Annotated in this window: 21 protein-coding genes and 1 tRNA gene; 8 read left to right on the top strand and 14 right to left on the bottom strand. The window is 74.0% G+C overall.

All coding sequences use genetic code 11. From position 1 onward, the window contains the following. Window positions 1-117: 117 nt before the first annotated feature. The 8 genes from dtd to AC4H2H_RS19080 all read right to left on the bottom strand — a co-directional run bounded on the left by dtd (window position 118) and on the right by AC4H2H_RS19080 (window position 5,718). Window positions 118-558 carry a D-aminoacyl-tRNA deacylase gene (dtd, locus tag AC4H2H_RS19115; RefSeq protein WP_494372414.1) on the bottom strand — a complete coding sequence of 147 codons (441 nt, stop codon included), beginning with the start codon at window positions 556-558 and terminating at the stop codon, window positions 118-120. Beyond that, window positions 555-1,568 (bottom strand): asparaginase, encoded by a 1,014-nt coding sequence (locus AC4H2H_RS19110; RefSeq protein ID WP_494372413.1) that lies wholly within the window; start codon window positions 1,566-1,568, stop codon window positions 555-557. Before AC4H2H_RS19110 ends, dtd begins: the two co-directional genes overlap by 4 nt. An 8-nt stretch (window positions 1,569-1,576) precedes the next feature. After that, window positions 1,577-1,912 (bottom strand): DUF2516 family protein, encoded by a 336-nt coding sequence (locus AC4H2H_RS19105; protein ID WP_494372412.1) that lies wholly within the window; start codon window positions 1,910-1,912, stop codon window positions 1,577-1,579. 10 nt (window positions 1,913-1,922) lie between these two features. Then, entirely contained in the window at window positions 1,923-2,360 is a 438-nt protein-coding gene (locus AC4H2H_RS19100) for a type II toxin-antitoxin system VapC family toxin (RefSeq protein ID WP_494372411.1), read from the bottom strand. Window positions 2,361-2,370: 10 nt separating this feature from the next. Then, complete coding sequence (locus tag AC4H2H_RS19095) at window positions 2,371-2,655, bottom strand: type II toxin-antitoxin system Phd/YefM family antitoxin (RefSeq protein ID WP_494372410.1); 285 nt, start codon at window positions 2,653-2,655, stop codon at window positions 2,371-2,373. Between the two features lie 80 nt (window positions 2,656-2,735). Then, window positions 2,736-3,908 (bottom strand): FUSC family protein, encoded by a 1,173-nt coding sequence (locus AC4H2H_RS19090; RefSeq protein WP_494372409.1) that lies wholly within the window; start codon window positions 3,906-3,908, stop codon window positions 2,736-2,738. A 1-nt stretch (window position 3,909) separates the two neighbouring features. After that, on the bottom strand, window positions 3,910-5,052 hold the full coding sequence (gene ygfZ, locus AC4H2H_RS19085) for a CAF17-like 4Fe-4S cluster assembly/insertion protein YgfZ (protein WP_494372408.1): 1,143 nt from the start codon (window positions 5,050-5,052) through the stop codon (window positions 3,910-3,912). Between the two features lie 69 nt (window positions 5,053-5,121). Further along, window positions 5,122-5,718, bottom strand: coding sequence for a heme-binding beta-barrel domain-containing protein (locus tag AC4H2H_RS19080; protein WP_494372407.1), 597 nt, complete (start codon window positions 5,716-5,718; stop codon window positions 5,122-5,124). A 280-nt stretch (window positions 5,719-5,998) separates the two neighbouring features. Between AC4H2H_RS19080 and AC4H2H_RS19075 the strand changes: the two genes are divergently transcribed. Then, window positions 5,999-6,382 carry a DsrE family protein gene (locus AC4H2H_RS19075; RefSeq protein ID WP_494372406.1) on the top strand — a complete coding sequence of 128 codons (384 nt, stop codon included), beginning with the start codon at window positions 5,999-6,001 and terminating at the stop codon, window positions 6,380-6,382. A 112-nt stretch (window positions 6,383-6,494) separates the two neighbouring features. On the opposite strand, the gene AC4H2H_RS19070 is transcribed toward AC4H2H_RS19075, so the two are convergent. Genes AC4H2H_RS19070 through AC4H2H_RS19060 form a run of 3 tightly spaced genes read right to left on the bottom strand, consistent with a single transcriptional unit; the run spans window position 6,495 to window position 8,256 of the window. Further along, a complete protein-coding gene (locus tag AC4H2H_RS19070) occupies window positions 6,495-6,962 on the bottom strand; it encodes a DUF4395 domain-containing protein (RefSeq protein WP_494372405.1) in 468 nt (155 codons plus the stop codon). 56 nt (window positions 6,963-7,018) lie between these two features. Continuing rightward, entirely contained in the window at window positions 7,019-7,525 is a 507-nt protein-coding gene (locus tag AC4H2H_RS19065; RefSeq protein ID WP_494372404.1) for a thioredoxin family protein, read from the bottom strand. Beyond that, the gene (locus AC4H2H_RS19060; RefSeq protein ID WP_494372403.1) at window positions 7,522-8,256 is read right to left on the bottom strand and encodes a hypothetical protein; all 735 of its coding nucleotides are present in this window, start codon (window positions 8,254-8,256) and stop codon (window positions 7,522-7,524) included. The genes AC4H2H_RS19065 and AC4H2H_RS19060 overlap by 4 nt, the downstream gene beginning before the upstream one ends. A gap of 281 nt (window positions 8,257-8,537) precedes the next feature. Here AC4H2H_RS19060 and AC4H2H_RS19055 point away from each other — a divergent pair, with 281 nt between their 5' ends. Together AC4H2H_RS19055 and AC4H2H_RS19050 are read left to right on the top strand one after the other, a co-directional pair. Further along, window positions 8,538-9,326 (top strand): winged helix-turn-helix transcriptional regulator, encoded by a 789-nt coding sequence (locus tag AC4H2H_RS19055; RefSeq protein WP_494372402.1) that lies wholly within the window; start codon window positions 8,538-8,540, stop codon window positions 9,324-9,326. Then, entirely contained in the window at window positions 9,323-10,261 is a 939-nt protein-coding gene (locus tag AC4H2H_RS19050) for an alpha/beta fold hydrolase (protein ID WP_494372401.1), read from the top strand. Before AC4H2H_RS19055 ends, AC4H2H_RS19050 begins: the two co-directional genes overlap by 4 nt. A 23-nt stretch (window positions 10,262-10,284) precedes the next feature. Here the strand turns inward: AC4H2H_RS19050 and nth are convergent, their stop codons facing one another. After that, a complete protein-coding gene (gene nth / locus AC4H2H_RS19045; protein WP_494372400.1) occupies window positions 10,285-11,010 on the bottom strand; it encodes an endonuclease III in 726 nt (241 codons plus the stop codon). 96 nt (window positions 11,011-11,106) lie between these two features. On the opposite strand from nth, the gene AC4H2H_RS19040 reads away from it, so the two are divergent. Then, window positions 11,107-11,784, top strand: coding sequence for a Crp/Fnr family transcriptional regulator (locus AC4H2H_RS19040; protein WP_494372399.1), 678 nt, complete (start codon window positions 11,107-11,109; stop codon window positions 11,782-11,784). Window positions 11,785-12,389: 605 nt separating this feature from the next. On the opposite strand, the gene AC4H2H_RS19035 is transcribed toward AC4H2H_RS19040, so the two are convergent. Together AC4H2H_RS19035 and sp36 are read right to left on the bottom strand one after the other, a co-directional pair. Then, window positions 12,390-12,878, bottom strand: a complete 489-nt coding sequence (locus AC4H2H_RS19035) for a RidA family protein (RefSeq protein WP_494372398.1) — start codon at window positions 12,876-12,878, stop codon at window positions 12,390-12,392. Further along, on the bottom strand, window positions 12,878-13,042 hold the full coding sequence (sp36, locus tag AC4H2H_RS19030) for a Sp36 family protein (RefSeq protein ID WP_021481786.1): 165 nt from the start codon (window positions 13,040-13,042) through the stop codon (window positions 12,878-12,880). Before sp36 ends, AC4H2H_RS19035 begins: the two co-directional genes overlap by 1 nt. Before the next feature lie 107 nt (window positions 13,043-13,149). On the opposite strand from sp36, the gene AC4H2H_RS19025 reads away from it, so the two are divergent. From AC4H2H_RS19025 to AC4H2H_RS19010, 4 genes are all read left to right on the top strand, one after another. After that, the gene (locus AC4H2H_RS19025; protein WP_494372397.1) at window positions 13,150-15,471 is read left to right on the top strand and encodes a transglycosylase domain-containing protein; all 2,322 of its coding nucleotides are present in this window, start codon (window positions 13,150-13,152) and stop codon (window positions 15,469-15,471) included. A gap of 59 nt (window positions 15,472-15,530) precedes the next feature. After that, window positions 15,531-16,418, top strand: coding sequence for a metallophosphoesterase (locus tag AC4H2H_RS19020; RefSeq protein ID WP_494372396.1), 888 nt, complete (start codon window positions 15,531-15,533; stop codon window positions 16,416-16,418). 180 nt (window positions 16,419-16,598) lie between these two features. Then, window positions 16,599-16,675 (top strand) — tRNA-Pro (locus AC4H2H_RS19015). A 183-nt stretch (window positions 16,676-16,858) separates the two neighbouring features. Then, complete coding sequence (locus AC4H2H_RS19010; RefSeq protein WP_494372395.1) at window positions 16,859-18,094, top strand: NAD(P)/FAD-dependent oxidoreductase; 1,236 nt, start codon at window positions 16,859-16,861, stop codon at window positions 18,092-18,094. Window positions 18,095-18,394: the final 300 nt, after the last annotated feature.

Below are 18,394 nucleotides of genomic sequence, written 5' to 3'. Positions count from 1 at the left end.
GGGTTCTACCTCGGCCGACCAGGGTTCTACCTCGCGCGACCACGGTTCTACCTCGCACGACCACGGTTCTACCTCGACGGTTCCACGGCACAGGCAGCGGGCGCGCCCCGGGATCCGTCAGACGTCGAGGATCAGCGTGACGGGGCCGTCGTTGACCAGCTCGACCTCCATGTGCGCGCCGAACTCGCCCGTCGCGACCTCGACGCCGCGAGCCCGCAGCGCCTCGACGACGGCGTCGACCAGCGGCCGCGCGACGTCGCCGGGCGCCGCGCCGTTCCATGACGGCCGGCGACCCTTCTTCGTGTCCGCGTAGAGCGTGAACTGGCTGACGACGAGCACGGGTGCCCCCGTGTCGACCACCGAGAGCTCACCGTCGAGGATCCTCAGCTCGGCGATCTTGCGTGCCACGGTCTCGACCTGGGCGGGTCCGTCGTCGTGCGTGGCCCCGACCAGCGCGACGATCCCCGGGCGGTCGATCGCTCCGACGACGTCGCGCGTCCCGTCCTCGCGCACGACCGTGACGCTCGCGTGCGACGCCCGCTGGAGCACGGCCCTCACGGCAGGTCCTCGAGACCGACCGTGCGGACGTGCCCGACGGGATGCCCGCCCCCGAGGACGGGGACGTCGCCGAGCGCGGCGAGCGCGGCGTCGTCAGCCCCGGGGACCTCGCCCGCGCCGAGCCGGCCCAGCGCGGTGGCGAGCACCGCGGGCCGGGGGCGGGAGGCGCCGTCGAGCACCTTGAACGCGAGCGCGCTCCCGTCGGGCAGCCCGGCGCCGTAGACGCCGTCGGCACCGTCCTTGGCGACGAGCCCCGGGACGGCGCGCATCGCGGTCGTCGCGTCCCGGCCGGTGCCGCCGACCATCGCGGGGAACGCCGACATCGCCCGGGCGACCTCCGCCTCGTGCGAGCGCGGGTCGCTGGTCGGCGCCGCCGCGACGCGGGCGAACCCGCGTGCCAGGCCGCGCACCGTCGTCGAGAACAGCGGCGCGCCGCACCCGTCGACGGTCGCGTGCTCGACCGGCACGCCCGTGAGCTCGACGATCGTCTCGCGGACCGCGACCTGCAGCGGGTGGTCGGGGTCGAGGTAGGTCGCGGTGTCCCAGCCGGCGGCGACGCACGTCGCGAGCATCGCCGCGTGCTTGCCCGAGCAGTTCTGGGTGATCGACGACGGCCCGTGCCCGTCGGTCTGCCACGCGAACGCCGCCGGGGCGTACAGCGGCATGTCCGGCGTGCTGCGCAACGCCGACTCGTCGAGCCCGGCGCCCGCGAGGATCTCGCGCGCGCCGTCGAGGTGCTCCGGCTCGCCGTTGTGGCTCGCCGCGGCCAGCGCGAGCAGCCGCGGCGGGAGCGAGAGCCCGTGCCGCAGCATCGCGACCGCCTGGAACGGCTTGACGCTCGACCGCGGCCAGATCATGGCGTCCACGTCGCCGCGAGCGAGCAGGACGTCGCCCGCCGGCCCGAGCAGGACGAGGTGACCGACGTGGACGGACTCCACGAGGTCCCCGCGGACGACCTCGGCGAGCGGGACGGCGTCGCGGGCGATCCCCTCGCGCGCTGCGCCGCCCACCGGCCGGCTCACCAGCCGCCCGGGCGACCGCCCGACCCGTTGCCCCGCCCGTTGCCGTACGGCTGGAGCCGCGGGCGCACGTCGACGAGGTAGACGATCGCCGCGACGACGGCGATGAGCCCGATGAACCCGAGGTTTGGCCCGCCGATCGGCAGGGACAGGAACCCGAGCGCCGCCGCGACACCGAGGATCGCGAGCCAGATGGGCTTGCTCAGCTTGCCCTCGGCCGTGAAGGCGCTGGCCGGGCGGCGGATCGCGTCGATCAGCGCGAAGAGCTGGATCCCGAACACGACGAGCGTGAGCGCGAGGTAGACGATCCACTGCAGCGACCCGATGATTCCCACGGGGACGAGCCTACGGTCTGGGGAGCGGCCACGGGACCACCCGCAGCCCGGCGCCGCGCGCGGCGGTCGCGACGTGCGGGTCCCATGCGGCGACGAGCGTGTCGTCGTGCGCGACGGCGAGCGCGCTCGCGACGTGCACCGCGTCGTTGCTGCGCATCGCCCCCCGGGTGACGAGGGACGCCGCACTCCGCGCGACGGCGCCCGACATCTCGACGACGTGCAACGCCGGGCCCAGCACGTCCCACGTGCCGAGAGCGGTCGCGTGCGCGGCCCGGTCGATGACTCCTGCGCGCGCACCTGCACCGAGCGCGGCGCGCAGCTCGACGTCCGCGAGGCGGCTCGTCACGACGACGTCCGCACGGTTCCAGAGCCGGCTCACCAGGGCCGAACCCACCTCGGGCACGCAGAGCTTCACGAGCGCGCTCGCGTCGAAGTAGACGAGGGCCACCGCGCGCCCCTCAGCGCCGGATCCGTCGCACGAGCGCGGCGATGCCCGTCGAGCGGGCGGCGGACGCCCCGACCTGCGCGGCGGCGGACACCGGCACCGCGTGGGCGGGGCGCTCGGTCGCCGGGGGCACGAGCACGCCGTCGCGCACGAGCTCGGTGACGAGGTCCGCCGTCGCGACGCCCGTCAGCCGGGCCACGGGGACGCCGCGTTCGGTGATGACGACCTCCTCCCCCTCCCTGGCCCGCTCGATCCATGACTTGAGCTCGGCGCGCAGGGCGCTGACAGGGACCTCCATCCCCTGACCGTACCGGCTCGGGGCCCGCGGGTGCAGGGTGAAGAACGTCCGGTTCGCACCCTGGCCGACAGGCGGTCGGGTCAGAGCTCCGGGAGCGCGTCGCGCGCCTCCTCGGGGGTCGCGCCCGCGGCCTCGAGGACGTCGACGAGGGGCGAGCGCAGCAGCATGACGAGGGACTGCACCTGCCAGTCCCCCTCGCCCACGGCGTGCGGGTCGGCACCGTGCGCGACCTCGGCGAGCACCTCGCGCGCAACGGCCGGGTCACGGCCCGCGCCGACCGCCTCCGCGAGCACGCGGACACCCGCGGCGAACCGGGCGACGAGGTCGGCCACCGGGGCGAGCTGTCGCTCGTCCGGGCCGGACGCGACCGGCAGCGCACGCCGGGCCAGGACCCGCACGCTGCGCATCGCCCGGTCCACGAGCACCGCCTGCCGCTCGAGCCCGCCGAGCTCGTCGCGGTGCCGCAGCCCCGCCGCGCTCACGCGTGCGAGCTCGCGCGCCGACGTCGCCGCGGACTGCCACTCCTCGAGCGCGCCCTCCGACGCGCGCCCCTTGACCAGCGCGGCCTCCAGGTCGGAGCGCTCGCGCGTCCGCAGGCCGCGCGCCAGGACCTCGAGCGCGCCCGCGAGCTCGCTGGTCGCCTCCGCGCCGAGCAGCCGGGGCCGACGGCGGGGGTCGCCCGGGGTGAGCGCGGCGAACGCGAGCGCCACGGCACCGCCGACGAGCGCGTCGGTCCACCGCCCGACCGGTCCGCCGGCCTGCGCGGCGGGCAGCCCGACGATGACGATCGCCTGGACGCCCGCCTGCGTCGTGAGCATCGCACCGCGGTCGATGAAGCGCGCCGCGAGCGCCGAGACGGCGAGCACGACGGAGACCTGCCACCAGCCGGACCCGATGGCGTGGACGACGAGGTCCCCGAGCCCCACCCCGATCGCCACGCCGACCGCGACCTCGAGCACGCGGCGCAGCTGGCGGTCCTGGCTGAAGCCGAGGCAGATCCATGCCGACACGGGCGCGAAGAACGGCGCCACGTGGCCGAGCCCGTACCGCGCGATGCCGAACGCGATGCCCGCCGCGGCCGCCGCCTGGAGGATCGGCCAGAGCGAGACCCGCACGCGCGAGGCACCCTGGCGCAGTCGCGCGCGCAGCAGCAGCCGGCGCCACGCGGTCCGGGCGACGTCCGCCGCCTGCGCGGCGCGGCCGTCACCGGGCTCCCTCCCCTCGGCGTCCCCGCCGGGCGCCGTCGTGCTCACCTCAGATCATGCTCGTCGGAGCGCCCTCGCCCCGCGGCGTCACCCCGCGTGCGACCTCGCGCCGCGGTGCCGGCCGGTCCGCGGAGACGCCCTCGCCGGGGACCACGACCTCCTGGGCCGCGGCGATCGCGCCGCCGTCGCAGTCGACGAGGAGCGCGGCGTCCTCGGGCACGCTGCGCTTGAGCACCGCGAGCGCGACCGGGCCGAGCTCGTGGTGCCGGGCGACCGTGGTGACCGCCCCGACGGTCCGGCCGTCGAGCGTGACGTCGGCCCCGGGCGCGGGCAGCAGGTGACCGGACCCGTCGAGGTGCAGCATGACGATCCGTCGGGGCGGACGCCCCAGGTTGTGGACGCGCGCGATCGTCTCCTGCCCCCGGTAGCAGCCCTTGTGCAGGTGGACGGCGGTGCGGAGCCAGTCCGTCTCGTGCGGGATCGAGCGGTGGTCGACCTCGGTCGCGAGGCGCGGACGCCACGCCTCGACGCGGGCCGCCTCGGTCGCCCACGTGCCGACGAGCCGCCACCCGGCCGCCTCGCGCGCGGCGACGGCGTCCGCCAGCTCGGCGCGGGGAACCAGCACGAGACGCCACGGGCGCTCGGCGCCTGGATGCTCGTCCTCGGGCACGCCGTAGCGCGTGCCCCCGCCCGTGACTCGCGGCCACGGGTCGCGCCAGGTGATCGGTTCGCCCTCGGCGCCCTCCGCGTCGACCGGCTCGCCGAGCGCCGACCACTCGTCCGTGGCGTCGGCGATCTCGACGCGCATCATGAACTTCATCCGGTCGAGCCACGCGGCGAGGTCGGGGGCGTGCGAGCGCTCGGTGACGAGCCACGTCGTCGTGCCGTCGTCGACGACCGACGCGGCGTGCTCGACGTGGCCCTGCGGGGACAGCACGAACAGCTCGGTCGACGTGCGCGGCGCGAGGCTCGTCAGGTCCTGCGACGTGATCGAGTGCAGCCAGCTCAGGCGGTCGGGCCCGGTCACGGTCACGACGCCGAGATGGGACTGGTCGACGACGGCGCCGCCCGTGCGCAGCGCGCGCTGCTCACCGGTCGGGTCGCCGTAGTGCCATGCGACCCCCTCGTCGGGGCCGGACGCAGGCACCGCGCCGTGGCGGGCCAGGAGCGGGCTGGTGTAGCCGGTGGTCACAGGAGGTCCTCCTTCGTCGTCGCGCCGGGTGCTCACGCGGCCCGTCGAGGGCCACGCGTCCCGTGCACGTCAGTCCGACGTGCGTCGGGTCAGCTTCGCGGACGCGTACGACTGCAACGGCTCACCGAAGGCCGCCAATTCCCACACCCACAGGAGATGGCCCTCGACCAGCCCGAACAGGCGCTTCGACGCCGCGACGTCCGACGCCGTCGACGTCCGTGCGATGAGGTCGCTCGCGAGGTCGACGCGCCCGTTGCCCACCGCGCCGAGGTACACCGAGACGCGACCCGACGCGTCCGCGAGGAGCACCTCGAGCGGGTGCCGGTCGTCCTCGAGCCCGTCGGGGCGGTCGCTCGACACACGCCAGTAGCCGGTCTCGGTGGACCACACCGGCGCGTCGGCCGCCGCCGCGTCGAGGGCGGCGGCGGCGCGCTCGGGCCACTCCCCCTCGTCGGGGACGGTCTCGGGGACCTCGGGCTCGACCACGCGCAGCGTCGACGCGTAGCGCAGGTACGGTCCGCCGTCGTGGTCGAAGACGACGTCGGCGACGAAGGGTGTCTCGTCGATCCCCGGGTACTTGACGACGCCCTCGCCCCGCCAGCTCCCGACGAGCCAGGCGAGCGGGTAGACCTCCGGCGCGAGGCCCTCGGGGAACTCGAACGGCATCAGCGACCACCTCTCGGAGTCGGGTGCGGTGACGCGGACGTGCGGCGCGTGCGGCGCAGCACGGCGGGATCCGTCAGCGCTGGCCCCAGTAGAGCTTGTAGACGACGTACCCCGCGAACCACATGATGGTGACCGTCGCCGCGAGGAGCAGGCCGAGGAAGATCAGCTCGAGAGTGTGCGGACTCATGCGGCCGATCCTACCGGCCGTGCGAGGAGGCCGACGTCGGGGGCCACGGACCGGCGCCGACGGGCCCCGAGGCGGGCCGCTACGCTCGACGGCGTGACCGGAACCACGCCTGCCCCGTCCCGCTCGCTCGTCGTCAAGGCCACCTCGGGCCTCGACCGTCCCGAGGCGGCGAACCAGGCCTTCACCGTCGCCGCGGCCGCGCTCGCCGCCGGGGTCGAGGTCAGCGTGTGGCTCACGGGCGAGGCCGCATGGTTCGCGCTGCCGGGCCGCGCAGCCGAGCTCGAGCTCGAGCAGGCGGCACCGCTGTCCGACCTCCTCGACGCCGTCCTCGCCGCGGGGACCCTCACCGTCTGCACGCAGTGCGCCGCGCGGCGCGGCATCACCGGAGACGACGTGCTCCCCGGCGTGCGCGTCGCCGGCGCGGCTGTCTTCGTGGAGGAGGCGCTGCGCGACGGCGCACAGGCCCTCGTGTACTGACCCGTACCCCGCCGAACACGACATGAGGGTCGTCATCCAGCCGAGAACGACCCTCAGGTCGTGTTCGACCGCGCGCGAGGTCGTGTTCGACCGCGAACGCACCGCCTGAGGCTCAGCGGGCCGGCACGACCCGTCGCAGCAGCAGGTACAGCTCGCAGCCCAGGCACAGCCCGAACGCGGCATTGAGGAGCGCGGCGGCGAGCGCGAGCGCCGCGGCGACGGGTACCGCCGCCGTGACGCCAAGGAGCCCGAGCACGACCCCGGTACCGGTGATCACGAGCCCGACGATCTGCGCGAACCGCGGCGGCCTCGGGTCCTCGCGCTCCGCCGTCGGGCCGACGCGCGGCAGGATCGCCGCCCGGTAGACCCACGCCTGCCACGTGCCCTGGGCGCCGCGCACCGCCCCGAGCAGGAAGCTCGCGGCGACCACCGCGAGCAGGACCAGGGCCGCCGTCGACGTCCACAGCAGGATCGTCACGGCGAGGAGCAGCGCCGTCATGCCGGCGCCCGCCCGCGGGCCGCGAGGGTCGATCCCTGCGTGCTGCGGCGCGGCGGCGCCCCGGCCTGGGTGGTCACTCATGCGGGTCTCCTCGGACGGGCGGGTCGTCGTCGGGTCCGACGACGGTCGGGCGGCGGTCAGGCGCGCCGCGCACGCGTCGGGAGGACCTCGGGGTCGTTCCCGGCGGCCAGCGCCGCGAGCGCCTGCTTCCTCGTCATGCCACCGCTCGCGCGCGCGACCTCCCGCCCACGGGAGTCGAGCACGAGGACGGTCGGCGTGCGCAGCACGGCGAATGCTCGCACCAGGTCGGGGTGGTCGTCGACGTCCATCTCACGATGCGTCACGTCGTCGTGCTCCGCCGCGACCTCCGCGAGGACGCGCGCGGTCGAGCGGCACGCAGCACAGAGCTCCGCGGAGAGCTGGACGAACGTGCGCCGGCTCCCCAGCTCGACGCCGTGAGCCGCCCAGTCGACCGTGGCCTCCTCGGTGCCCGCCCGGCTCGCGCCCCTCGTGCGACGAGGGGTGCCGGCGCGCCCGCGCGTCCGCACGACGCCCTGCCGCCGTCGCCACCATGCGCCGAGCCCGACGGTCACGAGAAGCGTCCCCGCGAGCACGAGCACGGCGGTCCCGAGCGGGAGCGTCATCCGACGATCACGCGGCCCACGACGAAGATCAGCGTCCCGCCCACGGCGACGGGCAGCGCCGTCGCCGAGAAGGCCCCCAGTCGCCCGCGCAGCTCGGGCAGCTGGTCGAACAGCGCGTGGAGCGACGCCACGAGGAGCCCCGCGACGACGCCCGACCACACGCCGCTGAGCAGGTCCAGGTCGGGCATGACGTACCCCACGGCGCCCCCCGCGACGACCGCGAGCCCGAGCGTCAGCAGCGCGTTGGCCCACCCGCCGAACGGCAGTGCCGAGACCGCCGACGCGACCGCGAGCGCGACCGCGCAGGTCACGACGAGCGACTCCCCCGCGTCGGTGCGGCCCGTCGCGATCCAGCCCGCGCACGACGTCGCCACGACGATCCCGCTCACCGTGCTCACGAGGGACTCCACGAGACGCGGACGTCCGTCCCGGCGCAGCAGCTCTGCGACGAACGCCAGCACGACGGCCAGCGCGAGGACGACGGGCAGGTGCCGCAGCGCCGGCTCGCCGCGGGTCGCGGCCGTGGCGGCGACGGCGCCCAGGCCCGCGATGGCGATGACCACGCGCGTCCCGCCGTGGACCGGGACGTCGAGCAGGCGCGGCCAGCCGATCGCGACGACCAGGGCGAGCGCGCCCGCCGCACCGGCGAGCGGGAGGGGGCCGAAGAACGCGGCGACGGCGACGCCCGCCGCGAGGCACGCCGTGACGACGGCGCGGGTCGAGAGGTCCACGAGCGGTCAGCGCCCCGCTCGGGGGCCGGAGAAGGGCGTCGAGTCGTGCAGCACGCCTCAGAGTGTTGCAGAGTCTCGCGGAGCGTCGCTCCCCGGCGAGCACGGCCGACGCGACCCGACGTCGGTCGTGAGACGTCGCCGTGGTACCGCTCTCCACGCGATACGGTAACCACCCACGGACCGAGAACGTGGCGCCGCGCCCTGCGAGACGTCAGGTCCGGTCGCCACGCGACGACGCCCGGGGCGCCGAGCGCGCCCTGCGACCCGGAAGGAGGTGCTGGATGGCCGATCTGCTCATCCTCACCCCCGCGACAGGCGGGTCCGTCGAGGTCCTGCCCGCGCTCGGCCTGCTGTCCCACCGCATCCGGGTCCTGCCCATGGAGCCGTCGGCGCTCGTCGACGCCCCCGACTCCGACGTCGTGCTGCTCGACGCGCGGCGCGACCTCGCCGCGGCCCGCACGACCTGCCGGCTCCTGCACGCGACCGGGCTCACCGTGCCGCTCGTCCTCGTGCTCACCGAGGGCGGCCTGACGGTCGTCACCGCCGAGTGGGGCGCGGACGACCTCCTCCTCGAGGCCGCGGGGCCGGCCGAGGTCGAGGCCAGGCTCCGCCTCGTCATCGAGCGCTCGGCCCGCGGCCCCGCCGACGACGGACCGCAGGAGATCTCCGCGGGCGAGCTCGCGATCGACGCGAGCGGCTACACCGCCCGCCTGCGCGGGCGCCCCATCGACCTCACCTACAAGGAGTTCGAGCTGCTCAAGTACCTCGTGCAGCACCCCGGACGCGTGTTCACGCGCGCCCAGCTGCTGCAGGAGGTCTGGGGCTACGACTACTACGGCGGCACCCGTACGGTCGACGTGCACGTGCGCCGGCTGCGCGCCAAGCTCGGGCCGGAGCACGAGCAGCTCATCGGCACGGTGCGCAACGTCGGCTACCGGTTCGACCCACCGAAGGACCGCCGCCCGGCCCCTGACGTGCCGTCCGCGGACGTGCCGGCCGAGGCGGAGAGGAGCACGACCGGCTCGTCGGCCGAGAACGGACCGGGCAGCCCGGTAAGTTCTTCCGGGTGACGGCCGACCCCTCCGACTTCACCTCCGCCCTGCCCGACGGGCCGTGGCGCCACGAGTTCGTCCCCGCCAACGGCGCGCGCTTCCACGTGGCCCTCGCCGGCCCCGAGGACCGCGGCGTGCGCGACCCCGGGCCGCCGCTCGTCGTCCTGCTCCACTCGTTCCCCCAGTTCTGGTGGGCGTGGCGCCACCAGATGGAGCCGCTCGCCGCCGCGGGTTACCGCGTCGCTGCGATGGACCTGCGCGGCGTCGGCGCGTCCGACAAGCCCCCGATCGGCTACGACGCACCGACCCGCACTCGCGACGTCGCCGGGGTGATCCGCTCGCTCGGGGCGGGGAACGCCGTCGTCGTGGGGCACGGAACAGGCGGCAGCCTCGCGTGGGCGATGGCGACGCTGCAGCCCGCGGTGACCGCCGGTGTCGCCGCCTTCTCCGCACCGCACCCGGCTCGCCTGCACACCTCGGCGCACCGTCTGCTCACCCCCGCCGCGCTGCGTCAGCTCGCGTTCTACCAGGTCCCCACCCTGCCGGAGCGTGCCCTCGTCCGGGGCGACCTCGTCGACGAGGTCCTCGCGACGGGTGCGGCTGAACCTTTCGCGCCCGACGTCGTCGAGACCTACCGCACCGTCATGCGCATCCCCTTCGCGGCGCACACCGCGATGGAGTCGCTGCGCTGGGCGGTGCGCTCCACGCCCCGCCCGGACGGACGGCGCTACCTCGCCGCGCTGCGCCGCCCCGTCGGCGTCCCCGCGCTCCAGGTCCATGCCGAGGAGGACGGGCTGCTGCGCCGCGAGCTCGCCGACGCCGACGGCGCCGCGCTCGCGCGCGACTTCCGGTTCGAGGTCGTCCCCGACGCCGGGCACTTCCTGCCCGAGGAGGCGCCGGACGTCGTCACGGACCTCCTGCTCGACTGGCTGCCGCGCACGTCCCGGGACTGACCGGCACCTGACCGGCCCGCGGGTCAGCTCGTCTTGACGAGCTTCGCCGCCTTCTCCGGGTCGGTCTCCCCCACGCCGAACGACGGGCACCACTGCGCGACGCTGCACGCCCCGCACGCGGGCTTGCGGGCGAAGCACACGCGTCGGCCGTGGAAGATCAGCCGGTGCGACAGCATCGTCCACTCCGACTTCTCGATCAGCCCGCCCACCACCTGCTCGACCTTGACCGGGTCCTCCTCCGTGGTCCACCCGAGCCGGCGCACGAGCCGCCCGAAGTGCGTGTCGACCGTCAGGCCCGGCACGCCGAACGCGTTGCCGAGCACGACGTTCGCCGTCTTGCGCCCGACCCCCGGCAGGGTCACGAGATCCGTCAACCGCGCCGGCACCTCGCCGTCGAACCGCTCCACGAGCGCCTGACCGAGGCCGATCACCGACTGCGCCTTCGCCCGGAAGAAGCCGGTGGGCCGCAGGATCTCCTCCAGCTCGCCGCGGTCGGCGCCCGCGTACGCCGCGGCGTCGGGATACTTCGCGAACAGCGCCGGCGTCGTGAGGTTCACGCGCTTGTCCGTCGTCTGCGCCGAGAGGACCGTCGCGACCAGCAGCTCGAGCGGCGTCGTGAAGTCCAGCTCGCAGTGCGCGTCCGGGTACGTGGCGGCAAGCTCACGGTTGATGCGCCGCGCCCGCCGCACCAGCGCGAGGCGCGACTCGGGCCTCGCCGGCCCCGTGCGAGCGGTCTCCGTGGTGGTCACGAGCCCACCGTAGCGGCCACGTCCGACACCCGAGTTGCAGCCGTAGGGCAGAATTGCCCTGGAACATCACGAGGACGAGACGATAGGACACCCCGCGTGGACGACGACGTTGTGCTCTCCGCCCCCCTGTTCGCGACCATGGACGCGGACGAGACGCGCACCCTCTTCGAGTCGATGCAGCAGATCGAGCTCTCGCGCGGCGACGTGCTCTTCCGCGAAGGCGAGCCGGGAGACCGTCTCTACGTGATCGCGAACGGCAAGATCAAGCTCGGCCGGCGGTCCAACGACGGCCGCGAGAACCTCCTGTCGATCCTCGGCCCCGGCGAGATGTTCGGCGAGCTCTCCCTCTTCGACCCGGGCCCCCGCACCGCGACCGCCAGCTCGGTCGCCGACTCCGTCATCTACGAGCTCGGGCACGACCAGCTCGTCGAGTGGATCGAGAAGCACCCGAGCGTCGCCAAGCACCTGCTCAACGCCCTGGCACGCCGCCTGCGCCGCACCAACGAGACGCTCGCCGACCTCGTCTTCTCCGACGTCCCCGGCCGCGTCGCCAAGGCGCTCCTCGACCTCTCCACCCGCTTCGGCGAGGAGACCGACGAGGGCGTCCGCGTCGCGCACGACCTGACGCAGGAAGAGCTCGCCCAGCTCGTCGGCGCGTCGCGCGAGACCGTCAACAAGGCGCTCGCCGACTTCGCGACGCGCGGCTGGGTCCGCCGCGAGGGCCGCGCCGTCGTCCTGCTCGACCTCGACCGCCTGGAGCGCCGCGCCCGCTGAGGTTTCGCCTCTGCGGTGTCGTGGTCGCCCTGGGTGAGGGTGCGGGTGGGGGCGCCGCGTCTACCATCCGCGGGCTCGTTCCTCGCCCGCTCCCGCCAGACCCACCACGACGCGGCGCCCCCACCCGCACCCTCCGGCGTCGTCTCGTCTCGGTCGGTGGCTGAGCACCCCGCCTGACGGCGTCGCGAGCCTGTCGAGGCGCCTCGCCTCGGCCTGCGCGACGGCGGCCGGTTGCTCTGGGCCCGCCGCCGACGACGCAGCCCCGCGGTCGCAGCGCCGAACCCCGGGTGACGCGCCACTCCGACTCGACCATGCCTCACAACCCAGGGCTCGGCGTCGAACCCCCGGGTACGCGCCACCCGCACACCGCCCTGCCTCCACAACCCAGGGCTCGGCACGAGGGACTCGCCGCGAGGGTGAGACGACCGCCGAGCGGGGTGGACGGGTGGCGGCGGCGGGTCGTGGTGGGTCTGGCGGGAGCGGCGCGAGGAACGAGCGCCGCGGATGGTAGACCCGCCGCCGCCACCCGGGAACCCCGCGGTGGTGACCGGACAGGCGGTCACCCGGGAACCCCGCGGGAGCGGAACCCACCTTTCGTGAGGGAACTACTCCGCGAGCTCGACGACGATCTCGACCTCGACCGGGGCGTCGAGCGGGAGGACCGCTACGCCGACGGCGCTGCGGGCGTGGACGCCCGCCTCGCCGAAGATCTCGCCGAGCAGGTTGCTCGCGCCGTTGATCACGGCGGGCTGGCCGGTGAACGACGGGTCGCTCGCGACGAAGCCGACGACCTTGACGACGCGGACGACCTGGTCGAGGTTGCCGACGACGTCGTGCACGGCCGCGAGGGCGTTGAGCGCGCAGACGCGGGCGAGGGCCGCGGCGTCGGCGGGCGGGACGAGGCCCTCGCCCTCACCGACCTTGCCGGTGGCGGGCAGTGCGCCGTCGACGAACGGGAGCTGACCGGAGGTGTGGACGTAGCGACCCGAGCGGACGGCCGGCACGTACGCCGCGACCGGCGCCGCGACCTCGGGGAGCGAGATGCCCAGCTCCGCGAGGCGCGCGGCGATCGTCCCGGCGGGGAAACCGCTCACTACTTCTCGCCGGTCGGGCGCTTGAGGTAGGCGACGAGGCCGTTGCCGTCGGGGCCGGTGACGACCTGCACGAGCTCCCAGCCGTCGGAGCCCCACTGGTCGAGGACCGCCTTGGTGTTGTGGATGATCAGGGGGATGGTCGCGTACTCCCAGGTGGTTGCCATGGGGCGAGCGTAACCGGGCGGCGCCTCGGGATGCTCACACAACCCGCACACCGCCGAGGCCCGGGTTTCCGGGCCCCTCCCAGGGTCGCTCCCGTAGGGTTGGCACCATGGCTTCCCCTGTGCGTCCTCGCGGCCGGCAGATCAACGCGTACCAGCTGATCGCCCTTCTTCTGGCGTTCGTGCTGGTCGCCGGCGTCGGTGGCGTGCTCGCCGCCGGGCTGCTGGTCCCGCTGGCCGCGGGCGCGAACACCGCGACCGACACGGCCGTCGAGGTGTTCGACGAGCTGCCCGAGGACCTCGAGCCCGGTCCGCTGGCCGAGCAGTCGCGCATCTACGCCAACGACGGGACGACGAAGCTCGCGACGTTCTACACCGAGAACCGCATCGTGGTCCCGCTCGACCAGGTGTCGGACTACATGAAGAACGCCGTCATCGCGATCGAGGACAAGCGGTTCTGGGAGCACGGCGGGGTCGACGTCGAGGGCATCCCCCGCGCCGTCGTGAACAACATGACGGGCGGGTCGACACAGGGCGCCTCGACGCTCACGCAGCAGTACGTGAAGAACGTGCTCATCGAGCAGGCCGTGCGCGACGACGACGTGATGGCCCAGCACGAGGCACGGGACGACACCCTCGGCCGCAAGGCGCGCGAGGCGAAGCTGGCCATCTCGCTCGAGAAGCGGATGACCAAGGAGGAGATCCTCCAGGGCTACCTCAACATCGCGCAGTTCGGCCGGTCGGTCTACGGTGTCGAGACCGCGGCGCAGCACTACTTCGGCGCGAGCGCGAAGGACCTCACGGCGATCCAGGCGGCGACCATCGCGGGGATCACGAAGGCACCGTCGACCTACGACCCGACGACGAACCCGGAGGCGTCGCAGCAGCGCCGCAACATCGTGCTCAACCAGATGTACCAGCAGGGGTACATCACCAAGGAGGAGTACGACACCGGGTGGAAGACCCCGCTCGTCGACACGTTGAACATCCAGCCGATCTCCGTGGGGTGCCAGGGAGCAGGTGGCGCCGCGTTCTTCTGCGACTACGTCACGAAGATCATCATCTCGGATCCCGCCTTCGGCGAGACCGAGGCGGACCGTGAGGCGCTCCTCTACCGCGGCGGTCTCGACATCTTCACGACGCTCAACCCGGCGATGCAGGCAGCGGCGGAACAGCATGCGGCGGCCGCCGTCCCGGCGGACGATCCGAGCCAGATCGAGGACGCGATCGTCTCGATCGAGCCCGGCACGGGCAAGATCCTCGCGATGGCGCAGAACCGCGCGTTCGACAACACGCTGGAGCCCGCGCCCAACACGACGGCCGTGAATTACAACACCGACGAGCTGCACGGCGGGTCGACCGGTTTCTCCCCGGGCTCGACGTGGAAGCCGTTCGTCCTCGCCGAGTGGCTTCGCGACGGCCACTCGCTGTACGAGACGGTGAGCGCCAACAAGCGCACCTGGATCGGCAGCCGCGACTTCCGTGCGAGCTGCAAGCGCCTCGGCAACGACCCCTGGACCCCGGCGAACTCCGACGGTGACGGCGCGGGTTCGATGTCCGTCCTCAAGGCGACGTACGACTCCGTGAACACGGCGTACACGACGATCGCGAGCAGGCTCGACCTGTGCGGCGTCGCGAACACGGCCAAGGCGGCGGGGTTCACGCCGTCGGAGAAGGACAACCCGGACATCGAGATCGTCCCGGCCATGATCCTCGGGACGCAGAACTCCTCCCCGCTGCACATGGCGGCGGCATACGCGACCTTCGCCAGCGGCGGGACCTACTGCTCGCCGATCGCGATCACCCGCGTTCTCAGCACGAACGGCGAGGAGCTCCCGGTCCCTTCGGCGAACTGCCAACCGAACGTCATCGACCCGGCGATCGCCAACACCGTGACGTTCGCCCTTCAGCAGGTGCTGACCGAGGGCTCAGGCCGGGGCAACGCACTGGCGGACGGCCGGCCCGCTGCGGGCAAGACGGGTACCGCGAACCTGAACAAGCACACCTGGTTCATCGGCTACACGCCCCAGGTCACGACGGCCGTGTGGATCGGCAACGCCGAGAACGACGTCGCGATGAACGAGGGCTTCACGATCAACGGCCGCACCCTCAGGAACTGGTACGGCTCGAGCCTCGCGGCGCCGACGTGGCGCAACTACATGAACCAGATCCTCGCCGGCCAGCCGGCGCCGGGCTTCGCCGCACCGGACTGGGGCAAGATCAACGCTCCCGCGCCGCCGCCGCCGACCGCCCCGCCCGCTGCCCCCGAGGGTGGGACGCCCCCGCCAGCGGCTCCGCCGCCCGCAGCTCCGCCGGCCGGTGCGGACGGTGGCGACCGCGGTGACCGCGGTGACCGCGGGAACGGGTCGGGTCGGGACGAGAACGCCCTCGGGGACTGGCTCGAGAACCTCGGCGGCGGGGGCAACGGCTGAGCGCCGTCGGACGGCGTCGTGCCCTGCGCGGGATCGGTGCGCTCGCGGTAGTCGGCGCGGTGGGTGTCGCGTACGCGCACGTCGAGACGAAGCTCTTCACGCTGCGCGAGGTGACGGTCCCCGTCCTGCCACCGGGGGCTCGCGACCTGCGCGTCCTGCACGTGTCGGACCTGCACCTGATCCCGACGCAGCGGCGCAAGATCGAGTGGGTCCGGTCGCTCGCCGCGCTCGAGCCGGACCTCGTCGTCGACACCGGCGACAACCTCGCGCACGTCGACGCGCTCGATCCGCTGCTGCACGCGCTGGAGCCGCTGCTCTCCACGACCCCCGGCGCGTTCGTCATGGGGTCGAACGACTACTACGCGCCGGTGCCCAAGAACCCCGCGCGCTACCTCCTGCCCGACGCCCGCCTGCCGTCCGCCGGCGAGGCACGCCTGCTGCCGGCGGCCGAGCTCGCGGCCGCGTTCCGCGACGCGGGTTGGGCGGACCTCACCAACCGTCGCGGCGTCGTCGAGGTCGGGGGCCTGCACATCGACCTCGTCGGCGTCGACGACCCGCACCTCGACCGTGACGTCTTCCCCGCGCGTCCCGACGACGGCGCCGCCTCTGCAGGCGGTGACGCCGACCTCCGCCTCGGCGTCACCCACGCGCCCTACCGTCGCGTCCTCGACGACATGCGCGACGACGGCGCGGACCTGGTCCTCGCCGGCCACACCCACGGGGGGCAGCTGTGCGTGCCGGGGTTCGGCGCGCTCGTGACGAACTGCGACATCGACCGCAAGCGCGCCAAGGGACTGCACGGCTGGCCCGGGCCTCGTCCTGACGAGGCGGGCGGCGAGGGCTCGACCTGGCTCCACGTCTCCGCAGGTGCGGGGACGTCGCCGTACGCCCAGGTGCGGTTCGCGTGCCGCCCGGAGGCGACGCTGCTCACGCTCACATCACGCTGACGTCGGGGCTGTCATCCGGGCCGACAACGCCCGACGGGTCGGCCGTGGTGGCCCCGCGAGCGGGTGTCGGCGGGATCACTGGAATCGAGTTTCGTCGCACGGCACTTCGTCGGCTATTCTGGGCAGGCTTCCCGCGGGAAAGGACGGATCTTCCGTCCGACGTCACGTGGACCAGCAAATCGGGGTGTGGCGCAGCTTGGTAGCGCGCTTCGTTCGGGACGAAGAGGTCGCAGGTTCAAATCCTGTCACCCCGACCAGTCGAGAGGCCCGGAATCCTCAGGGATTCCGGGCCTCTCGTCGTTCCACCACCCGGCACGGGAGCTCCTCCTGACGTCGCGCGGTCGCGACGGGGCACGGCGTCGTCGGGCAGCGGTTGCTCTGCCGCGCCAGACTGGGGCCGTCCGCAGAGTTGCCGAGTCCCGAGGGTCGCGGAGGTTGCCATGAGTGCTGGAGGCTACGTCGTCGTCGGAGGCGGCCTCGCCGCCGCGAAAGCGGTCGAGACGCTCCGCGACGAGGGCTACGACGGCGAGCTGACCGTGGTCGCGCGCGAGCCCCATGCCCCCTACGAGCGCCCACCGCTCTCCAAGGACTACCTGCGCGGCGAGGTGGAACGCGACTCTGTGTTCCCGCTCGACGCCGACTGGTACGCCGAGCACGACGTCGCACTCCTCACCGGTACGACGGCCACCGCACTCGACGTCGCCGAGCACCGCGTGACCTTCGCCGACGGCCACGAGCTCGCCTACGAGAAGCTCCTGCTCGCGACCGGTTCGGACCCGCGGCGGATCCCGCTGCCCGGCAGCGACCTGGACGGCGTGCACGAGCTGCGGACGCTCGACGAGAGCGAGGCCCTCGCAGCCGCGCTCCGGACGGCGAAGGGGGACGGCGCCGGCAGGCTCGCGATCGTCGGCGACGGGTGGATCGGGCTCGAGGTCGCGGCGTCCGCGCGCACGCTCGGGCTCGACGTCACGGTGATCGGGCTCGGCACGCACCCGCTCGAGCGGGTGCTCGGCCCGGAGATGGGCGAGCTCTACGGCCAGGTCCACACGGACCACGGCGTCCACCTCCACCGTCGCGCCCAGGTCACGGGAGTCTCCGGCGAGGGCGGCCGTGCGACGGGCGTCGAGACCGCAGACGGCATGCGCGTCGAGGCGGACCTCGTGCTCGTCGCCGTCGGTGCGGTGCCGAACGTCGGGCTGGCGGAGGCCGCCGGGCTCCCGATCGACTCGACGACGGGCGGCGTCGTCGCCTCCGCCACGCTCCAGACCACCGACCCTGATGTCTTCGTCGCGGGCGACATCGCGAGCGTCCCGTCCGCCCGCTACGGGCGGTCCGTGCGCGTCGAGCACTGGGCGACCGCGCTCAACCAGGGCCCGCACGCCGCACGTGCAATGCTCGGCGCCACCGACCCCTACCCCGAGCTCCCCTACTTCTTCTCCGACCAGTACGACGTCGGCATGGAGTACCTCGGCTTCGTCGCCGGCCCCGACGCGTACGACGAGGTCGTCGTCTCCGGCTCGCTCCCTGGCCGCGAGCTCGTGGCCTTCTGGGTCAAGGACGGCCGCGTCGAGGCCGGCATGGCGGTCAACGTGTGGGAGCAGATGGACGACATCAAGCAGCTCATCCACCGCGACGGTCCCGTCGACCGCGCCGAGCTCGAGGGCTTCGTCTCCTGACCGACGGTTGTCAGTTCTCGGGTCCGCGGGTCGTGGTCGGGTCTCAGGCCCGCGGGTCGGGTCCGCGGCGCGCGAGGGCGAGCCCACCGACCTGCCCGGCCCAGCACCCGCTAGGCATCCGCCCGGCGGTGAGCCCACCGACCTGCCCGGCCCAGCACCCGCTAGGCATCCGCCCGGCGGTGAGCCCACCGACCGACCCAGCCAGATGCCCGGACCGCCGCCCGGGCGGTCGCCCGGGCGAGCGATGACCAAGGTGAGGCGATGCTGGGCGGGGTGGGTGGGGGCGCCGCGTCGTGGTCG

Source organism: Cellulosimicrobium sp. BMG9.22 (assembly GCF_059159975.1).
This window is presented reverse-complemented; position numbering and strand designations above follow the sequence as displayed.

What these genes read in the sequence shown, in the direction of transcription:
- AC4H2H_RS19010 (WP_494372395.1), top strand. Translation starts at nt 16,859, where the DNA reads ATGAGTGCTGGAGGCTACGTCGTCGTCGGAGGCGGCCTCGCCGCCGCG.
- AC4H2H_RS19095 (WP_494372410.1), bottom strand. Translation starts at nt 2,655, where the DNA reads ATGGAGGTCCCTGTCAGCGCCCTGCGCGCCGAGCTCAAGTCATGGATC.
- sp36 (WP_021481786.1), bottom strand. Translation starts at nt 13,042, where the DNA reads ATGGCAACCACCTGGGAGTACGCGACCATCCCCCTGATCATCCACAAC.
- AC4H2H_RS19080 (WP_494372407.1), bottom strand. Translation starts at nt 5,718, where the DNA reads ATGCCGTTCGAGTTCCCCGAGGGCCTCGCGCCGGAGGTCTACCCGCTC.
- AC4H2H_RS19065 (WP_494372404.1), bottom strand. Translation starts at nt 7,525, where the DNA reads ATGACGCTCCCGCTCGGGACCGCCGTGCTCGTGCTCGCGGGGACGCTT.
- AC4H2H_RS19055 (WP_494372402.1), top strand. Translation starts at nt 8,538, where the DNA reads ATGGCCGATCTGCTCATCCTCACCCCCGCGACAGGCGGGTCCGTCGAG.
- AC4H2H_RS19070 (WP_494372405.1), bottom strand. Translation starts at nt 6,962, where the DNA reads ATGAGTGACCACCCAGGCCGGGGCGCCGCCGCGCCGCAGCACGCAGGG.
- AC4H2H_RS19025 (WP_494372397.1), top strand. Translation starts at nt 13,150, where the DNA reads ATGGCTTCCCCTGTGCGTCCTCGCGGCCGGCAGATCAACGCGTACCAG.